The sequence below is a fragment of the Streptomyces sp. NPDC107517 genome (assembly GCF_055582645.1).
The window spans coordinates 41,279-58,906 of record NZ_JBVJPM010000024.1 but is presented as its reverse complement, the minus strand read 5'-3'; the positions used below and the strand labels follow the sequence as shown (position 1 = coordinate 58,906).

General features: G+C 71.1%; 19 protein-coding genes. 13 read left to right on the top strand and 6 right to left on the bottom strand.

Annotation, left to right across the window (positions count from 1 at the left end; translation table 11 throughout):
- Positions 1–14: 14 nt before the first annotated feature.
- From ACZ67T_RS36440 to ACZ67T_RS36430, 3 genes are read left to right on the top strand one after another with little or no spacing between them, the layout of a single operon-like run.
- A complete protein-coding gene (locus ACZ67T_RS36440) occupies positions 15–338 on the top strand; it encodes a 2Fe-2S iron-sulfur cluster-binding protein (RefSeq protein ID WP_469990005.1) in 324 nt (107 codons plus the stop codon).
- A complete protein-coding gene (locus ACZ67T_RS36435; RefSeq protein WP_469990003.1) occupies positions 338–1,654 on the top strand; it encodes an NAD(P)/FAD-dependent oxidoreductase in 1,317 nt (438 codons plus the stop codon). Before ACZ67T_RS36440 ends, ACZ67T_RS36435 begins: the two co-directional genes overlap by 1 nt.
- On the top strand, positions 1,647–2,222 hold the full coding sequence (locus tag ACZ67T_RS36430) for a hypothetical protein (RefSeq protein ID WP_469332473.1): 576 nt from the start codon (positions 1,647–1,649) through the stop codon (positions 2,220–2,222). The genes ACZ67T_RS36435 and ACZ67T_RS36430 overlap by 8 nt, the downstream gene beginning before the upstream one ends.
- A gap of 84 nt (positions 2,223–2,306) precedes the next feature.
- Here ACZ67T_RS36430 and ACZ67T_RS36425 read toward each other — a convergent pair whose 3' ends face one another.
- The 3 genes from ACZ67T_RS36425 to ACZ67T_RS36415 all read right to left on the bottom strand — a co-directional run bounded on the left by ACZ67T_RS36425 (position 2,307) and on the right by ACZ67T_RS36415 (position 5,367).
- Positions 2,307–3,572 (bottom strand): cytochrome P450, encoded by a 1,266-nt coding sequence (locus ACZ67T_RS36425; protein ID WP_469990001.1) that lies wholly within the window; start codon positions 3,570–3,572, stop codon positions 2,307–2,309.
- Between the two features lie 158 nt (positions 3,573–3,730).
- Positions 3,731–4,879, bottom strand: a complete 1,149-nt coding sequence (locus tag ACZ67T_RS36420; RefSeq protein ID WP_469989999.1) for an acyl-CoA dehydrogenase family protein — start codon at positions 4,877–4,879, stop codon at positions 3,731–3,733.
- Complete coding sequence (locus tag ACZ67T_RS36415; protein WP_469989997.1) at positions 4,876–5,367, bottom strand: SRPBCC family protein; 492 nt, start codon at positions 5,365–5,367, stop codon at positions 4,876–4,878. Before ACZ67T_RS36415 ends, ACZ67T_RS36420 begins: the two co-directional genes overlap by 4 nt.
- Before the next feature lie 206 nt (positions 5,368–5,573).
- On the opposite strand from ACZ67T_RS36415, the gene ACZ67T_RS36410 reads away from it, so the two are divergent.
- The 4 genes from ACZ67T_RS36410 to ACZ67T_RS36395 all read left to right on the top strand — a co-directional run bounded on the left by ACZ67T_RS36410 (position 5,574) and on the right by ACZ67T_RS36395 (position 8,129).
- Positions 5,574–6,359 (top strand): SDR family NAD(P)-dependent oxidoreductase, encoded by a 786-nt coding sequence (locus ACZ67T_RS36410; protein ID WP_266559239.1) that lies wholly within the window; start codon positions 5,574–5,576, stop codon positions 6,357–6,359.
- A 71-nt stretch (positions 6,360–6,430) separates the two neighbouring features.
- Positions 6,431–6,985, top strand: coding sequence for a flavin reductase family protein (locus tag ACZ67T_RS36405; RefSeq protein ID WP_469989995.1), 555 nt, complete (start codon positions 6,431–6,433; stop codon positions 6,983–6,985).
- A complete protein-coding gene (locus ACZ67T_RS36400; RefSeq protein WP_469989994.1) occupies positions 6,982–7,914 on the top strand; it encodes an MBL fold metallo-hydrolase in 933 nt (310 codons plus the stop codon). The genes ACZ67T_RS36405 and ACZ67T_RS36400 overlap by 4 nt, the downstream gene beginning before the upstream one ends.
- Positions 7,915–7,979: 65 nt before the next feature.
- Positions 7,980–8,129, top strand: a complete 150-nt coding sequence (locus ACZ67T_RS36395; RefSeq protein WP_326710816.1) for a hypothetical protein — start codon at positions 7,980–7,982, stop codon at positions 8,127–8,129.
- Positions 8,130–8,226: 97 nt separating this feature from the next.
- Here ACZ67T_RS36395 and ACZ67T_RS36390 read toward each other — a convergent pair whose 3' ends face one another.
- Positions 8,227–8,685, bottom strand: a complete 459-nt coding sequence (locus ACZ67T_RS36390) for a nuclear transport factor 2 family protein (RefSeq protein WP_326710817.1) — start codon at positions 8,683–8,685, stop codon at positions 8,227–8,229.
- 147 nt (positions 8,686–8,832) lie between these two features.
- Here ACZ67T_RS36390 and ACZ67T_RS36385 point away from each other — a divergent pair, with 147 nt between their 5' ends.
- A complete protein-coding gene (locus tag ACZ67T_RS36385) occupies positions 8,833–9,828 on the top strand; it encodes a TAXI family TRAP transporter solute-binding subunit (RefSeq protein WP_469989992.1) in 996 nt (331 codons plus the stop codon).
- A gap of 18 nt (positions 9,829–9,846) precedes the next feature.
- Here ACZ67T_RS36385 and ACZ67T_RS36380 read toward each other — a convergent pair whose 3' ends face one another.
- The gene (locus ACZ67T_RS36380) at positions 9,847–11,253 is read right to left on the bottom strand and encodes a HAMP domain-containing sensor histidine kinase (protein WP_469989991.1); all 1,407 of its coding nucleotides are present in this window, start codon (positions 11,251–11,253) and stop codon (positions 9,847–9,849) included.
- Between the two features lie 9 nt (positions 11,254–11,262).
- Positions 11,263–11,949, bottom strand: coding sequence for a response regulator transcription factor (locus ACZ67T_RS36375; RefSeq protein WP_469989989.1), 687 nt, complete (start codon positions 11,947–11,949; stop codon positions 11,263–11,265).
- 292 nt (positions 11,950–12,241) lie between these two features.
- On the opposite strand from ACZ67T_RS36375, the gene ACZ67T_RS36370 reads away from it, so the two are divergent.
- The 5 genes from ACZ67T_RS36370 to ACZ67T_RS36350 all read left to right on the top strand — a co-directional run bounded on the left by ACZ67T_RS36370 (position 12,242) and on the right by ACZ67T_RS36350 (position 17,507).
- On the top strand, positions 12,242–13,018 hold the full coding sequence (locus tag ACZ67T_RS36370; protein ID WP_469989987.1) for an amino acid ABC transporter ATP-binding protein: 777 nt from the start codon (positions 12,242–12,244) through the stop codon (positions 13,016–13,018).
- A gap of 62 nt (positions 13,019–13,080) precedes the next feature.
- Positions 13,081–14,001: a glutamate ABC transporter substrate-binding protein gene (locus ACZ67T_RS36365; protein ID WP_469989985.1), complete on the top strand. Its 921-nt coding sequence runs from the start codon at positions 13,081–13,083 to the stop codon at positions 13,999–14,001.
- Positions 14,002–14,136: 135 nt separating this feature from the next.
- The gene (locus ACZ67T_RS36360; protein WP_469989984.1) at positions 14,137–14,784 is read left to right on the top strand and encodes an amino acid ABC transporter permease; all 648 of its coding nucleotides are present in this window, start codon (positions 14,137–14,139) and stop codon (positions 14,782–14,784) included.
- On the top strand, positions 14,781–15,674 hold the full coding sequence (locus tag ACZ67T_RS36355) for an amino acid ABC transporter permease (RefSeq protein WP_469989982.1): 894 nt from the start codon (positions 14,781–14,783) through the stop codon (positions 15,672–15,674). Before ACZ67T_RS36360 ends, ACZ67T_RS36355 begins: the two co-directional genes overlap by 4 nt.
- Positions 15,675–15,899: 225 nt before the next feature.
- On the top strand, positions 15,900–17,507 hold the full coding sequence (locus ACZ67T_RS36350) for an FAD-dependent monooxygenase (protein ID WP_469989980.1): 1,608 nt from the start codon (positions 15,900–15,902) through the stop codon (positions 17,505–17,507).
- The last annotated feature ends 121 nt before the right edge of the window (positions 17,508–17,628 follow it).

The following is a 17,628-nucleotide window of genomic DNA, read 5'->3' as shown; positions in this document are numbered from 1 at the left end:
TAGGAGAGCTCGCCATGGCCAAGATCACCTACCAGCATCCGAACGGCACCGTCACCATCCTCGACGTCGAGGCGCCCAACACGGTCATGCGCGCGGCGAAGCTGAACAACGTCGACGGCATCGAGGCCCAGTGCGGCGGCTCCGCCCAGTGCGGCACCTGCCATGTGTACGTCGACCCCGAGAACACGGCGCCGCTGCCCGAGATGGACTCCGTCGAGGACGACGTGCTGTACGGCACGGCGTGCGAGCGCACCGAGTTCAGCAGGCTGAGCTGCCAGCTGCCGGTCTCCGACGCCCTCGACGGGCTGCTCGTCCACCTGCCCGAGGCGCAGAGCTGATGGCGCCGCAGGCGGTGGTCGTCGTCGGCGCGGGCCAGGCGGGCCTGGAGACGGCGGCGGCCCTGCGCGGCCGCGGTTACGAGGGCCGGATCACGCTCGTCGGCGACGAACCGGCCGGGCCCTGCGACCGCCCGCCGCTGTCCAAGGGCTATCTCGCCGGAAACGTGCCGGCCGGTGACATCGCGCTGCGCCCGGCGTCGTTCTACGCCGCGCAGGACATCGAGCTGCTGTCCGGCGACAAGGTCGCCTCGCTCGACCGGGAGCGTCGCACCGTCCTGCTCGAGTCGGGCCTGCGCCTGCCGTACGGCGCGCTGGTCCTCGCGACCGGCTGCCGCCCGCGCACGCTCCCCGTGCCCGGCGCCTCGCTCACCGGCGTCCTGACGCTGCGCGGCCTGGCCGACGCGGAGGACCTGCGGCTGCGGCTCAGCGGGCCGCCGCGCAGTGTCGTCGTGGTCGGCGCCGGGTTCATCGGTCTCGAAGTGGCGGCCACCGCGCGCGGCCTCGGCCATGAGGTGACCGTCGTCGAGGCGCAGCCGAGGGCACTGGCCCGCGCGCTGACCCCGCAGATGTCGGCCCACGTCGTCGACGGCCACCGCGCGCAGGGCGTACGGGTGCTGCTCGGCCGCGAGGTGTCCGCGCTGTACGGCGACGCGGAGGGCCGGGTCCAGGTCATGGAGCTCGGGGACGGCGAACGGATCGCCGCCGACCTCGTCGTGGTCGGTGTCGGGGTCCTGCCCAACACGGACCTCGCACTCACCGCCGACCTGGTCGTCGGCGACGGCATCGTCGTGGACGAGCTGCTGCGGACCGAGGACCCGGACATCTACGCGGTCGGTGACTGTGCCCGTTTCCCGAGCCCGCACGCGGGGCGCCACCTCCGCCTGGAGTCCGTCCAGAACGCCACCGACCAGGCGCGCTGCGCGGCCGCCGGGATATGCGGCGAGCCGTACGCGTACACCGCCGTGCCGTGGTTCTGGTCCGAGCAGTTCGCGATGCGGCTGCAGATGGCCGGGCTCACGGCCGGGCACGACGAGACCGTGACCGTCGGCGATCCGGAGGACGGGCGGTTCTCCGTCCTGTGCTTCCGAGGCGGCCGGCTGATCGGCGTCGAGTCCGTGAACCGTCCGGCGGACCACGGCATCGCGCGCCGGCTCCTCACCCACGGCACCGACCTGCCACCGGCGGCGGCCCGGGAGCCGGGCTTCGACCTCAAGAAGCTCCCCCGCATGCCCGCCGGCTCCCAGAACTCCCCCACCTCCCCCACACCGTCACCATCCCGTTCAACCACTCAGGAAAGGCTGTCCATCCATGCCTGAAACCACGTCGGCACCCGAGGGCACGACTCTCACCGCTCCCGAGCCGTCCCGGTCGAAGCATCCGTTCACGCTGCGGACCATCGGCGTCTGGCTGGCCGTGCTCGCGGTGCTGGCCGGCTTCGGTGTCGCCTCGGCCGCGGCCGCGGAGGGCGACGCCGCCCGTCCCGGCGCGAACGTCTCGCTCGTCGGCGTGTGGGACCTCACGGTGACGGTCCACACCCCTGACGGCGGCACCTCGGTGACGACTCCGCGCTTCACCTTCAACCCGGACCACAAGCTGTCGGCCCAGGGCCCGCCGGACTCGACCGGTGCGCCGCTGTACGTCGCCAAGGGCTACTGGAACCAGAAGGCGGACGGCACCATCTCGTTCTACATCACGCACCAGGGCGCGTCCGAGGGCGGCGCCATCCCCGGCACCGTCGAGGCCGTGCACCTGGGCCGGATAACGGGGAAGACGTTCAAGACGGTCGCGTACGCCTTCGTCACCGAAACGCCCGGCGCCGCCCCGATCGGTCCGATCGACGTCGACTCCACTGCCACGTGGGTCTCCTCGGCTCCGACGGCCTGACGTACGCCCGCCGAGCACGTGGAAAGGTCCCGGTCCCCCGAGGGGGACCGGGACCTTTCCCGTAGGTGCGTCCCGCGTACGGGATCAGGCGCCGCGGACGACCGGCAGGCTGGTGAGCGTGTGGTTGATCTCGCCCTCGTGCCACGGCAGTTCGCTCTCGGGGACCGCGAGCCGCAGGTCCGGGAAGCGCCGCACGAGGCCGTCGATGGCGATCTCCATCTCCATCCGGCCGAGGTGCTTGCCGAGGCAGTAGTGCATGCCGTGGCCGAAGGAGATGTGCGGGTTGCGCTCGCGGGCCAGGTCGAGCCGGTCGGGCTCGTCGAAGACCTCGGCGTCGCGGTTAGCCGACGCGAGCGAGAGGAGCACGGCGTCGCCCTTGGGTATCGTCACGCCGCCGACCTCGATGTCCTCGGCCGCGATCCGGGGGAAGCCGGAGGTGTCGGTGGCGAACAGGTTGACGTGGCGCAGGAGTTCCTCGACGGCGCGCGGGATGCGGGAGCGGTCCTCGACGAGGTAGTTCCACTGGTCCTGGTGGTCCACGAGGAGCGCGAGGACGGAGTTGGCCAGCTGGTTCGCCGTCGTGTCGAAGCCGGCGCCGATCAGCGTGAAGCCGAAGGTGACCAGCTCGGGCTCGCTGAGCCGGTCGTTGTCGTCGCGGGCCGCGATCAGCTCGGACAGCATGTCGTCGGCGGGGTTGGCGCGCTTCTCGGCGACGAGCCCGACGATGTACTCGCTGAGCTTGCCGAGCGCGTGCAGCGACTCCTCGCCGCCGGCCCGGTCGTCGACCGTGGCGAAGGCGCGCGCCCACTGCTCGAACTCCCGCAGGTCCTGGGGCGGTACGCCCAGGAGCTCCCCGATGACGGTCAGCGGGAGCGGCACCGCGAGCTGCTGCACGAGGTCCACGACCCCGTCCTTGGCCGCCATGTCGTCGAGGAGTTCGTCGGTGACCTTCTGGACGTTGTCCCGCATCCGCTCGACCCGCCGCATGGTGAACGCGCCGGCCACCAGCTTCCGCAGCCGGGAGTGCTCCGGCGCGTCGAGCGAGATGATCATCTCCGGCGTCGTGTGCATCGTGCCGCCCACGCGGGGGGCGCCTTCGCCGCAGGCCTGGGCCCGGCTGAGCCGGGGGTCGGCGGAGAGCCGCCGCACATCCTCGTAACGGGTGATCAGCCAGGCGTCCACACCTCCCGCGGTGGGCACCTTCACCACCGGCTGTTCGGCGCGCAGGGCGGCGTACGCCGGGGCGGGGCCACGGTAACTGGAACCGGTGAAGGGGAACACGCCCGCCACCGGGCAGCCGGCGCCCTGGGGCGCCGTCTCCTGGCTGACTGTCTCCTGGGTGACTGTCACGATAGATCCTCCGCTTGGGACGTTACGGGTCGGAACTCACCGTACGGAGGGCCGATCGAGGGCAAGTCGCCCTGAACTAGAGCAAGTTGAGATGCTCCGCTGCACATGGCGAAGGGGGCGTCCATGGTGCCGGACGCCCCCTCGCCGTGCGGTACGGATCAGCCCTCCGGGCCGAGCAGCACCGCGGAGTAGTTCTTGCGGGCGGCGGTGTCGTACTGCAGCGCCACATGGCTCGTCGCCGATGTGATGTCCCGCCAGAAGCGCTGGAGCGTATGCCCCTCGCCGAGGCCGCCGGTCCCGGCCGCGCCCACGAGGAGGGCCACGGCCTCGCGCAGGATCTCGGCGGCGAAGGTGGCGTTCCGCTCGTTGCGCGCCATGTGCTCGGGGGTGAAGAGGCGCTGGTCGAGGACCTGGGCGTTCTCCATGACGAGGTGGCGTGCGGCGTCGATCCGCCCGGAGGCACGCACGACCGTCAGTTCTGCGGTCTGGTTGCGCCGGCGCCCCTGGATCGATCCCGTACAGGCGGCCAGCGCGCCGGTGGCGGCGCCGACGACGGGGGCGATGAAGGTCAGGCCGCCCACCGCCTGGAAGGGCACGTTGTGCGCGGACACGCGCGAGGCGCCGTTGCGGCCGGTGAGCATGTCGGTGCGGTCGAAGGTCAGATGCGCCGGTACGAACACGTCGTCGACGACGACCGTGTGGCTGCCGGTGGCCCGCATCCCGATGCTGTCCCAGGTCTCGCGCACGGTGTACGTGCCCCGCGGCAGGGTGAAGAAGCGCAGTTGCGGTGGTCCCTCACCGCCCGCGACGGCCGCACACACCATCACCCAGTCGGCGAAGTCGACGGCGCTGACGTAGGCCCACTCGCCGGTGACCCGCCAGCCGCCGTCCGCCTGCCTGGCCCGCCCGGCGGGCATCAGACCGGTCGCCACGACCGTGTCGGGGCCCGCGCCCCACAGCTCCTGGTGCCCCTGCTCGGGCAGGTGCGAGGCGAAGCGGGCCGAGTACGCCGCGAGCGAGGCGCACCAGGCCGAGGCGGCGCAGCCCTCGCCGACGGACATGACGGCCCGCGTCAGGTCCGTGAACGAGCCCTCCGTGCCACCGAACCGCGCGGCCACGAAGTGCCGGGCGAACCCGGCCTCCCGTATCGCGTCGGTGACCTCGCGGGACAGGCTGCGGCCCGTGTCCGCGTCCGCCGCGTGGCGCGCCGCGAGCAGGCGTATCCCGTCGGCGGCGGCGACGAGCCCGGTGGCGGGGACCGCCGGGCCGGCGTCGGGAGCGGCGAGGACGCCGAGGTCGACGCTCACGATCCGGACCCGTCCGTGAGGGCGCGGGCGAAGCGCTCCAGCGTCTCGCCGGGGCTCGGCCCGTCGAGCGCCTTGAAGATCCGCTCGGCGCCGGGTCCGTGGCGGTCCAGCTTGACGTGGGCGAGCGAGACACGGGTGCGTCCCGCGTCGACGGCCTCGAAGTCGACCTCGATCTGGCTGGCGCCGTCGTCGGTGGGAATGGACTGCCAGTTGGGGTCGATCCGCCAGGTCATGACGACGCGGCGGCCCGGCACCCACTCCAGCACGCGGCCCCAGGCGATCTCGGTGCCTTCCACGTCCCACTCGTAGTAGCGCCCGCCGACGCCCGCCTCGAAGGCGAGGCCGGCCCGCTCCTTGCGCACCAGGATGTGACTCGGCGGCCACCAGTCCGCCGGGCGCTCGGTGAAGACCTTGAAGCACTCGTCGGGCGTCGCCGCCACGGTCACCGACTTCCTGACGTCGGGCAGGGTCTGCGTCTGCTCGGGCACGGGGCCTCCTCGCTCCGGCCAGGTATCCGCCCGGCCACGGCATCGAATGCACCCAAGCTGACGGCCCGCGCTAGGCCCCGTGTCGAGTACGGCTCGAACAGCCGGCCTCCACCGCGGCTCCACCCGGGGGCGAGAAACCCGCAAGGCCACGGGCCCACCGTCGAGCCGACGTGGACCGGATCGACACGAGCGATGGGGAGAGCACGATGACAGACGCGGGACGACGAGTGGCCTTCGTCACCGGGGCGACCAGCGGGATCGGCCTGGCCGTGACCGAGCTGCTGGCCCGGCAGGGCGTCGCGGTGTTCGGTGTGGCACGGGACGCGGAGAACGTCCGCACCATGGTCAAGGCGCAGCGCGAGCAGGGCCACGAGGTGGCCGGCACGGTGTGCGACGTGACGTCCGTGGCGCAGATCCAGGAGGCCGTGGCCGCCGCCGTGGCCGAGTACGGCCGCATCGACATCCTCGTCAACAACGCGGGCCGCGGCGGTGGCGGGGTGACCGCGGAGCTGCCCGACGCGCTCTGGGACGACGTGATCGAGACCAACCTGAACGGCACCTTCCGAGTCACCCGGGAAGTGCTCAGCACGGGCCTGATGCGCGAGGGGTCCTGGGGACGGATCATCAACATCGCCTCCACCGGCGGCAAGCAGGGCGTCGAGCTCGCCGCTCCCTACTCCGCCTCCAAGCACGGAGTGATCGGCTTCACCAAGGCCGTCGGCAAGGAGCTCGCCGCGACCGGCATCACCGTGAACGCCGTCTGCCCCGGGTACGTCGAGACGCCCATGGCCCAGCGCGTGCGGCAGGGCTACGCGGGCCACTACGGAGTGAGCGAGCAGGAGATCCAGGAGAAGTTCAACGCCAAGATCCCGCTCGGCCGTTACTCCACCCCCGAGGAGGTCGCCGGGCTCGTCGGCTACCTCGCGTCGGACCCGGCCGGGTCCATCACCGCCCAGGCCATGAACGTCTGCGGTGGGCTCGGCAACTACTGATGGCCCCGGTGCCGCCGATCCCGGCGACGCCTGCGACGGCCCTGACGACGAGCAGAAACGGAGTACCTGACATGACTGCTGTGACCGCCGGCGCAACTCTCGCCGAACCCGACGTGGCCGCCTTCCGGGCCGCGATGGGCCGATTCCCGACGGGCGTCACCCTGCTCACCCAGGGAAGCGGCGACGAGACCATCGTGATGACCCTGAACAGCCTCACCTCGGTCTCGCTCGACCCGATGCTGATCCTCGTCTCCGTCAAGGCGTCCGGCCGGATGCGCCCGCGGATATCGCAGGCGGGCAGCTTCGCCGTGAGCGTGCTCACCGAGGCGCAGCTGGATCTGGCGCTGGAGTTCTGCCGGCCCGACCGGCCGGAGGGCCGCGCCGCGATGCTGCGCCTGTCCGCCGAGGAGGGCGTCACCGGCAACGCCGTGCTGCCCGCCGCGGAGACGTACGTCGAGTGCGTGCTGGACGCGGAGTACACGGCCGGCGACCACACGCTGCTGATCGGCCGGGTCGTCGCCCTGTCCGGCGGGTCGTCCGAGCCGGACCCGCTCCTGTTCCACCAGGGCAAGTTCGGCCGGCTGTCGCCCGCCTCGTCCGCCGAGCAGAGGGAGGCGGCCGCGTGAGTGCGACCACTGCGTCCTCGGTGGCTGCGCCCGGCAGCCTGCGGCAGGTCGCCGACGGGGTGTACGCCTTCGTCCAGCCGGAAGGCGGCTGGTGCCTGAACAACGCCGGCCTCGTCGCCGGCGGCGGCCAGGCGGTCCTGATCGACACGGTGGCGACCGAGTCCCGCACCCGCAGGCTGCGCGAGGAGGTGGAGCGCGTGGTGCCGGGCGGCCCGGACTACGTGGTCAACACCCACTTCCACGGCGACCACACGTTCGGCAACGGCCAGTTCACGCCGCGTGCCGCCGTCGTTGCGCACGCGGGCACCCGGTCCGACACGCAGGAGGCGGGCCTCGGCCTGCGCCACCTGTGGCCGGACGTCGAGTGGGGCGAGACCCCGCTGACCCTGCCCACACTCACCTTCCGGGACGAGCTCACCCTGCACGCGGAGGGCGGCCTGCGCACCGAGCTGCTCCACGTGGGCCCCGCCCACACCGCGAACGACGTGATCGCGTGGGTGCCGGAGCGCGGCGTGCTGTTCACCGGGGACGTGGTGTGGTCGGGGGTGACCCCGTACCTCCTGATGGGCTCCGTCACCGGGTCGCTGCGGGCCCTGGAGCGCATGCGCGCGCTCGGTGCCTCCGTGGTCGTCCCCGGGCACGGTCCGGTCGGCGGCCCCGAGCTCCTCGACGCGACGGAGGCCTACGTCCACTGGCTCCAGGACCTCGCGCGGGACGGCCTGCGGCGCGGCGTGGGCCCGCTCCAGGCGGCCCGGGACGCGGACCTCGGCGCGTTCGCCGGGCTCCTGGACTCCGAACGCCTGGTCGGAAACCTGCACCGCGCGTACGCCGAACTCGAGGGCCTGGCCCCCGGCGCCCGTATCGAGGTCGCGGCGTCCTTCAAGGAGATGGTCGCCTTCCACGGCGCTCTGCCGTCCTGCCACGCCTGACCGCACACCCGAGAGGCCGAAACCCACGTACCGAGCCGAAACCGCCGTACTGAAAGGGGTCGTCGATGGAGACGATTCTGCTGGACCGCGAGACGCAGGTAGCACTGCCGTCGTACCTCGAGCTCCATGGAGTGCCGTGCCGGATACCTCTGCTGCTGGCCGGGGACCTCGACGACGACGGGAGTGAACCGCACATCTGCCGGAGCATCGACTGAGCTGCCGCCCCGGACGAGTCACCGGTCCGGCACATGGCCGAGGGGCCCCTGTCGAGGGGCCCCTCGGCCATGTGCCGGATGTCCGGGTACCGGCCGGTCAGGAAGCAGCCGGGGCGACCGGGCTGTCGCGGTGGATGACGCGGGAGCGGGTCAGCAGCCCGCCGTCGCGGCGCACGAGCACGTCGTCGACGGTGAACGTCGGCTGGAAGGAGACCTTCCCTTCGCGGTCGGTCTGGGTGACCAGCGTGTAGTAGGAGACCCGGATGGTGTCCCCGTCCTGGGGGTCGGCCTCTATGAGGAGGTGGCCGAACCAGTGGCGTACGGCGATGTCCTTGTAGCGCGGCAGGTTGGCGCGCATCCCGGCGATCATCTCCACCCGGCCGCTCTGACGCTGACCGCCCGCGTGGACGACCTCCCCGTCGTCGGTGAACGTGTCGGCGAAGCCCTCGATGTCCAGGGCGTCGACCCGTCGCATCTGCTGGGCGTAGAACGTCTGCACCTCGGCGTACAGGTCACCCGTGACCTGCTGGCGGAGGGTCCCGACGGACTGAGACATGGCGAACTCCCTTCGCGGCGGCCCTTCCGGCCGCCCGTCGTCGGCATCAGCCTGCCGGGCGCGGCTGCAGCGTCACTGGAGAGGCGCTCGCGGTGACCAGCCGGCGCCCCTGGCCAGCACGGTGAGTGAAATGGCAGGATCGCCCGCATGCCCAAGGCCCTTCCCCGTATCAGCAGGCGCCGAGCCCTGGAGGGCTCGGCCGCCGCCCTCGTGGTCCTCGGGCTGCTCCTGTGGTGGCTGCTGCCGCTGGACGACGGGAGGCCGGGGGGCAGCGTGACCATCAGTACGGGTCAGCGGACCGGGGTGTACGAGCGCTACGGCAACCTGCTCAAGACCGCGCTCGGCCACGACCTGCCGGACCTCGACGTGCGCCTGACGAACAGCGAGGGGTCCCAGGAGAACGTCGAGCGGGTCGCCACGGGGAAGGCCGATTTCACGATCGCGGCCGCCGACGCCGTGGAGAAGTACAAGCTTCAGGGCGGTGCCGGAGGGGACCGGCTGCGCGGCTGCGCCCGCCTGTACGACGACTACGTGCAGCTGGTCGTGCCCCGCTCGTCGTCGATCAGGTCGGTCCAGGACCTGCGCGGCCTCCGGGTCGCCGTGGGCGGCAGGGGCTCCGGGGTACGGCTCATCGCGGAGCGCGTGGTCGAGGCCGCCGGCCTCGACCTGGAGAAGGACATGAAGCCGCTCTCCACGGGGATCGACGGCATGCCCCAGGCGCTCAAGGACGGCGCCATCGACGCCTTCTTCTGGTCGGGCGGCCTGCCGACGACCCATGTGCGCAAGCTGTCGGAGAACTACCCCATCCGTCTCGTCGAGCTCGGCGACCTCGTCGACGCCCTGCACAAGCAGGGCGGCGCGTCCCGCTACTACCGGGCCGCCGTGATGCCCGCGGACGCCTATCCGGACGCGCAGCAGGGTGTCTCGGTGCCCACGCTGGCCGTGGCGAATCTGCTGGTGACCACGGACCGTGCCGACCCCCGCCTGACGGAGGCGCTGACGCGCACGGTGATAGACAGCCGCGACCGCATCGGCACAGAGGTGCACGCGGCGCAGCTCGTGGACCTGCGGACGGCGCTCTACACGGATCCGCTGGCGCTGCACGAGGGCGCCCGCCGCTACTACCGCTCGGCGAAGCCCTAGGACCCTTGGCTCGCCGCCTCAGCCTTCCCGGTGGGTCCGGGGCACCGCCACCGTCACGCACAGCCCGTGAGGCTCGTGAGGGGCGTACGTGATGGAGCCGCCGCCGGCCGCGAGCAGCGCCCGCGAGATGGACAGGCCCAGGCCCGAGCCCTTCACGTTCTGATGGCCGGCGCTGCGCCAGAACCGGTCTCCGATCCGCGCGAGTTCGTCCTCGCGCAGGCCCGGACCCCGGTCCGCGACGACGATCTCGGTGGACTCTCCGTTACGGGCGACGCAGACCCGTACCTCCTCGCCGGAGGGGGTGAACTTCAGGGCGTTGTCGATGACAGCGTCCAGGGCGCTCGACAGCGTCACGGGGTCCGCCCAGCCGGTGACCGCGGGGCAGTCATCGGTCAGTGTCACGCCCTTCTCGTCGGCGACCGGCCGCCATGCGCCCACGCGTTCGGTCACCAGCTCGCCGATGTCCGTGAGCCGCAGATCCGCCTCGGTGTGCTCGGCGAGGGCCAGGTCGAGCAGGTCGTCGAGGACCGAGGCGAGCCGCTTGCCCTCCGTGCGTACGGAGGCGATCTCCTCGTTCCCCTCGGGCAGTTCGAAAGCCAGGAGCTCGATGCGCAGGAGCAGGGCGGCGAGCGGATTGCGCAGTTGGTGCGAGGCGTCGGCGACGAAGGCGCGCTGCTGCTCCAGGACGTCCTCGACGTTGTCGGCCATCTCGTTGAACGACCGGGCCAGGCGCCGGAGTTCCGGCGGCCCCCCGGCCGAGGCGACGCGGGACTTCAGGCGTCCGGTCGCGATGTCGTGGGTGGTCGCGTCGAGGACCCGCACGGGCCGCAGGACCCAGCCTGTCAGCCGCAGGGCCGCGCCGACGGCCAGAAGCATCGCGGCCGCCTCGCCCGCCGCGATGAGCAGCCACCCCTGAAGCGTCTTGGAGCGCATCTTGCCGGTGGGTGAGTCGGTGACGACGACCGCGACGACATCGCCGTCGCTGATGACCGGTGACGCGACGACGAGCCGGCCCCGCCTCCAGGGCCACACCTGCTGCGGGTCGTGGCTGCCGCGCGAGAACAGGGCCTCGTCGAAGGCCTCGCGCACGGCTCCGTCGCGGGGCAGCTGCCAGTCGTCCGGGGCGCGCCCCATGGGGTCACTGTTGCGGTAGAAGACGCCCGCGCGGATCCCGTACACCTCGTAGTAGCGCGTGAGTTCGTTCTGCAGGGTCTGCTGGCGTTCGTCCGTGACGCGTACGCGGGAGCCCGTCGAGCGCTTGGTGACGAACTGGGCCAGCGCGGCAAAGCGTGCCGTGTCGTCGATGCGGTCGACGACGACCTTCTGCTGCTGGGCGGCCGCCACGCTCGCGGCGAGCGGGAAGCCGAGCGCGAGCAGCACGCCCGCCATGAGGACGATGAGCAGCGGGAGGAGGCGAGCGCGCACCCGCGGCCTCTAGGCGGCCGGTGCGACGAGCCGGTACCCGACGCCGCGCACGGTCTCGATGAGGGCGGGCATGCGCAGTTTGGAGCGCAGGGACGCGACATGCACCTCCAGCGTGCGGCCCGTCCCCTCCCAACTGGTGCGCCAGACCTCGCTGATGATCTGTTCCCGGCGGAACACCACCCCGGGGCGCTGCGCGAGAAGCGCCAGGAGGTCGAACTCCTTGCGGGTCAGTTGGACGACCGAACCGTCCACGCTGACCTGGCGGGTGGGCAGTTCGATGCGCACGGAACCGAGCCGCAGACCGTCCTCGGCCGGCGTCGAGGCCTCGTCCGGCACGCTGCGTCGGCTGACCGCGTGGATGCGGGCGAGCAGCTCCCCTGTGTCGTACGGCTTCACCACGTAGTCGTCGGCGCCGAGGTTGAGGCCGTGGATGCGGGAACGTACGTCCGAGCGCGCGGTCACCATGATCACGGGTGTCGACGTGCGCTTGCGGATCTTGCCGCACACCTCGTAGCCGTCCTGGTCGGGCAGGCCGAGATCGAGAAGTACGACTCCGAAGACGTCCGCCTCGGGGACGAGCGCCCGGAGCGCTTCCTCGCCGCTGCGGGCGTGCGTCACGTCGAAGCCGTGCCGGGCGAGGACCGCCGACAGAGCGGCGGCGACATGGTCGTCGTCCTCGACGAGAAGCAGTCTCATCACGGCCCCCTTCGGTTCATCGGTCGTTCGGCCCCGGCACGCCGGCGGGCGCTGTCCGTGCACGCGTGTGCGGCACACAGGGCATCCACTCCGAAACATAAGGACGCCGTCAAGAGCGTTCCGGTCACCGACGCCTTCCGTTATCCAGCCGGTACGCGCACGGGCTCCCTCTTCACGCATCGTGGCCGGTCGAGGCCGGATCGTGATGCTCAAGTTCCCCTCAGATGTAATGACGCTGGTTGTACGGCATTACTACTGTCCTCCCAACCGAGGAGGATGGAGCAAGACCCCGATGACCGATGTATCGGTGACCAAGGACGCCATTCCCGCGGCCGACGAGCTGGTCGTGCTGAACCAAGTCAACAAGCACTTCGGCGCGCTGCACGTGCTCCAGGACATCGACCTGACCATCGCGCGTGGTGAGGTCGTCGTCGTCATCGGACCCTCGGGCTCCGGAAAGTCGACGCTGTGCCGCACGATCAACCGCCTGGAGACCGTCGACACGGGTGCCATCACGATCGACGGCAAGCCGCTGCCCCAGGAGGGCAAGGAGCTGGCCCGCCTCCGCTCGGACGTGGGCATGGTCTTCCAGTCCTTCAACCTCTTCGCGCACAAGACCGTGCTCGAGAACGTGATGCTGGGGCAGATCAAGGTCCGCAGGACGGACAAGAAGGCGGCCGAGGCCAAGGCACGCACCCTGCTCGACCGGGTGGGCGTGGGCACGCAGGCGGACAAGTACCCGGCGCAGCTCTCCGGCGGGCAGCAGCAACGCGTCGCGATCGCGCGGGCGTTGGCGATGGACCCCAAGATCATGCTCTTCGACGAGCCGACGTCAGCCCTCGACCCGGAGATGATCAACGAGGTCCTCGAGGTCATGCAGCAGCTCGCCCGCGACGGCATGACGATGATCGTCGTCACGCACGAGATGGGCTTCGCGCGCTCGGCGGCCAACCGCGTGGTCTTCATGGCGGACGGACGGATCGTCGAAGAGGCCACCCCCGACCAGTTCTTCAGCAACCCGCGCAGCGACCGGGCCAAGGACTTCCTGTCGAAGATCCTGCACCACTGACGCTGACGCACAGGCGTCTGACTTTTCACGGCCGAAATCTGCCGACACGAAGGATGTTCACCATGAAGCTCCGCAAGTCCGCCGCCGCGGCGGCCACTGTCGCCGTGCTCGCCCTCACCGCCACCGCGTGTGGCGGCGACTCCGGCAACGCCGGTGACAAGCCCGCCGGCGGCACCGGCGGCAAGGACCAGCCGAAGCTGCCCACGTACACGGTCGCCTCGGGCGTGAAGCTGGACTCCGCGACGCTGAAGCGGGCGCAGAAGGCCGGAAAGATCGTCATCGGCGCCAAGAACGACCAGCCGTACCTGGGCTTCCAGGACACCGACGGCAAGCGCTCGGGCTTCGACATCGAGATCGCCAAGATGGTCGCCGCCGACCTCGGCTTCAAGCCGTCGCAGATCGAGTTCAAGACCATCGACTCGAACGTCCGTGAGACGACCATCTCCAAGGGCGAGGTCGACCTCTACGTAGGCACGTACACGATCAACGACGAGCGCAAGAAGCAGGTCGGTTTCGCCGGCCCGTACTTCATGGCCGGCGCCGACCTCCTCGTCCGCGGCGACGAGAAGGGCATCACCGGCCCGGACTCCGTCAAGGGCAAGACGGTCTGCTCCATCAAGGGCTCGACCCCGCTCCAGGAGATCAAGAAGCCCAAGTACGGCGCCAAGACCGTCGAGCTGTCCAAGTACTCCGAGTGCGTGCAGCAGCTGCTCAACAACGAGGTCGACGCCGTCACCACCGACGACGCGATCCTCAAGGGCTACGCCGCCCAGCGTCCGGGCAAGCTGAAGGTCGTGGGCAAGCCGTTCACCGAGGAGCCTTACGGCGTCGGCATGAACAAGGACGACAAGGCGCTGCGCGACGCCGTCTCGGACGCCATCGAGGCGCACGAGAAGAACGGCGACTACAAGAAGGCGTACGACGCGACGCTCGGCCTGTCCAAGTCCGCGTACATCGCGCCGCCGGCCCTCGAGCGCTACTGACGCGCTGACGGTGCGGGCCCCGGCCCGCACCGTACGACCCCCCGGCAGTGACCGGCCCGCCACGGGCGCAACCGCACAGTGCGCCCGTGGCACGGCCCTCGCTGCCTGTCCGCCGCCGCCCACGAGGACATCCCCGTGAACGTATTGCTCGACCATCTCGCGGAATTCCGCGAGGGGTTCATAGGCACCGTCCTGCTGACCCTGGCCAGCGGGCTCCTCGCGATGGTCCTGGGTGTCATCATCGCCGGGTTCCGTGTCTCACCCGTGCCCCCGCTGCGCATCTTCGGTACCGCCTGGGTCACGCTCTTCAGGAACACCCCGCTGACCCTGCTCTTCCTTGTGGCGTGGTTCGTCGTTCCGGTCATCTTCATGCCGGGCCTCAGCCCGTGGGCCAAGGCCCTCATGGCGCTGGGCTTCTACACCTCGGCGTTCGTGTGCGAGGCCGTCCGGTCCGGCATCAGCACGGTGCCGCTGGGACAGGCCGAGGCCGCCCGGTCCATCGGGATGACCTTCTCCCAGACGCTGCGCCTGATCATCCTTCCGCAGGCCACCCGGACCGTCCTGCCGCCGCTCAGCTCGATCTTCATCGCGCTGACGAAGAACTCGGCGATCGCGGGCGCGTTCAGTGTCACCGAGCTGTTCGGCGTGCAGAAGCTGCTCAGCGACCAGGGCTTCGCCATCGCCTGGATCTTCCTCTGGGTGGCTCTCGGCTACCTGGTCATCACCTTCACCATCAGCGGTCTCTTCCGGCTGCTCGAGCGGCGCATGGGGGTCGCACGATGAGTTCGAGCGTCCTGTACGACGCACCGGGCCCCAAGGCCCGGGTGCGCAACCGCATCTACACGGTCGTCGGCTCCCTGGCCGTGCTCGGCCTGATCGCGTTCACCCTCTACCGGATGAACGTCAAGGGGCAGCTGGAGCCCGAGGTCTGGAACATCTTCAACAACGCCGGTGTGCGGACCAGCATCCGCGACGGCGTGCTCACCACGCTGAAGGTGTTCGCCGTCGCCGGCGTGCTCTCCCTGGTGCTCGGCCTGCTCCTGGCCGTCGCCCGCCTGTCCGAGCACAAGACGGTCCGCTGGGCCGCCACGGGCTTCATCGAACTGTTCCGCGCGATCCCGCTGCTGATCACGATCTACGCCCTGTGGTTCCTGTTCCTGACCTACAAGAACGGCCTCGGCGTCGTCGGGGACAACACCGCCTTCTGGGCGCTCGTCATCGGTCTGACCGTCTACAACGGCTGCGTGCAGGCCGAGGTGATCCGGGCGGGCGTCAACGCCGTGCCGCGCGGACAGGTGGAAGCCGCGTACGCACTGGGGCTGCGCAAGTCGCAGGTCATGACGATGCTGCTGCTGCCGCAGGCCGTACGGTCCATGCTGCCGACGATGATCAGCCAGCTCGTGGTGACCCTCAAGGACACCTCGCTCGGCTACATCATCACGTACAGCGAGCTCCTGTTCGCGGCCCGCACGATGGCCAGCAACATCATCGTCAACGGCGAGAACCCGATCACCGCGGTGGTCATCGTCGTCGGCGCGATCTACGTGGCGCTGTGTCTGGCCCTGGCAGGGCTCGCCACCTGGATCGAGCGGCGCGGCCGGCGCGCGAAGACCGGTATCGCGGTGGCGGCCGCCGCAGAGCCCGCCGCGGCCGAGGCTCCCGTGGCACCGTGAGCGCACTCAGGCACCCGCCGTCGTGGACGGGACCGACCGAGCGGCTCTGCAGAAGAACTGACGAGATGTGAGCAAACGGAGGCAGTGGCATGATCGCCACTGCCTCCGTCACTTGACGCAAGCACCCGCAATGGGTTGCATACGTTCTGTGATCGCGCACCCCGCTCCAACTGCCCTTTCTTGTACGCCTCCCACAGCACTCCCCGGGGCAGGAGGAGCCGCGCCGTGGACCCGGTGATCGTCGTCGGCGCCGGGCCCGTCGGGCTCACGCTCTCCCTGGCTCTCGCCCGCCACGGCGTGCCCTCCGTCGTGCTCGACGAGGGTCCCGGCAAGGACGAACAGCGGCCCGCACGGACCGTGATTCTCCGCGAAGACACCGCCGCCCTCGTGGAGCGGCTCGCCCGGACGTCGTTCGACGCGACCGGCTCACGCTGGACCGGCTGGCGTTCCCTGCGGCGCAAACAGGTGATGCGGGAGCTCACCTTCGGTGAGCAGATGCCCTCGCCGCTGCATCTGCCCCAGCACGAACTGACGGGCGCCCTGCGGGAGGCCGCCGCCGACGAACGGCTCATCAAGGTCGCCGTGAACAGCCGCCTCGACTCGATCGAGCAGGAGAGCGGCGCCCTGGCCGCGCACACCCGCGGCCCGAAGGGCACGTGGTGGCGCGGGAGCTACCTGGTGGGCTGCGACGGTCCACGCTCCACGGTCCGCAAGCTGCTCGACATCCGCTTCCCCGGCCGCACGTCCGTCGAGCGACACGCCGTCGCCGCGCTGCGCACGGAACTTCCCTGGCCCGGCGAGGCGTTGCTTCATCGGAGCCTTCCCTGGCGGACGTCGGGCCCGTCCGGCGGGGAGGTCGTCGGCCGCCCCCTCGCCGACGGCGTCTGGCGCCTCGACTGGCTGCTGCCGCCCCGCAGCGAGCTGGTGACGCCCGACATCCTGGTGACCCGCATCCGGGAGACGCTGGCCGGCTGGTGTGCCGGCTCGACACCGCCGTACGAGCTGCTGGACACGGGGGTGCACACGGTTCACCACCGCCTGGCCCGGCGGTGGCGGGTCGGCCGGGTCTTCCTCGCCGGTGACGCGGCGCACCTGCTCGGCGCGCTCGGCACCCAGGGCCTCGACGAGGGCCTGAGGGACGCGGACAACCTCGCCTGGAAACTGGCCCTCGCCTGGCACGAGGGCCCTCACGAGGCGCTCCTCGACAGCTATCAGGCCGAGCGCCGCGCGGTCGTCGCGGGCCGGCTGCGCGCCGCCGACCAGGCGCTGCCGATACTGCGGGGCGGCAAAGGGCTGCGCTCGTACGTCGCCGGATCCGCGCGCGGCCATGATGTGCTCCTCACGGACGGTCATCTGGGGCACGGGCCGCTGGGCGCGCCGGGGGCGTACGCCGAGTCGCCGCTGGCGCCGGAGCCCTCCGAAGCGGAGGTCGACGTGGGTACGGCTCCGGGCGCCCCTGTCCGGGACGTGCGGGTCACGGCGCCCGACGGGTCCTTCGTCGGGCTGCGGGAGCGGCTCGGCCTCGGGCGCCTGCTCGTCGTTCTGATCGCGCCGGGCACTGGTGTGTGGGAGCGGCGGCACTGGGTCTCGGCCGGGGTGATGCCACGGCTCGCGGCCGCCGTCACGGCGCTGCCGCACGAGGCGGAGCTGCTCGTCGCGGAGAGTTACCCCGGTGCCCCGGCGCACTCCGTGCTGCTTGTGCGCCCGGACGGCCACCTGGTCACAGCCCTGAGCGGGGTGCATCCCGCTCAGCTGTACGCGGCCGCGCGAGCCGCGCTCGGGGGGCCCGTGGAGAACGGCGCGAAGGCCGGGAGCACCGCCGGAACGAGTTGACCGACCCCCTCCGCCATGGTGTACTCCGGAGCGTGACCGACACCGATGTGCGCCTGTGGCGGAGGGTCCATATGGACCTCGTCCGCTATGTGGGCTGCGTGTGTCGCCCGTCCTGCTGAAT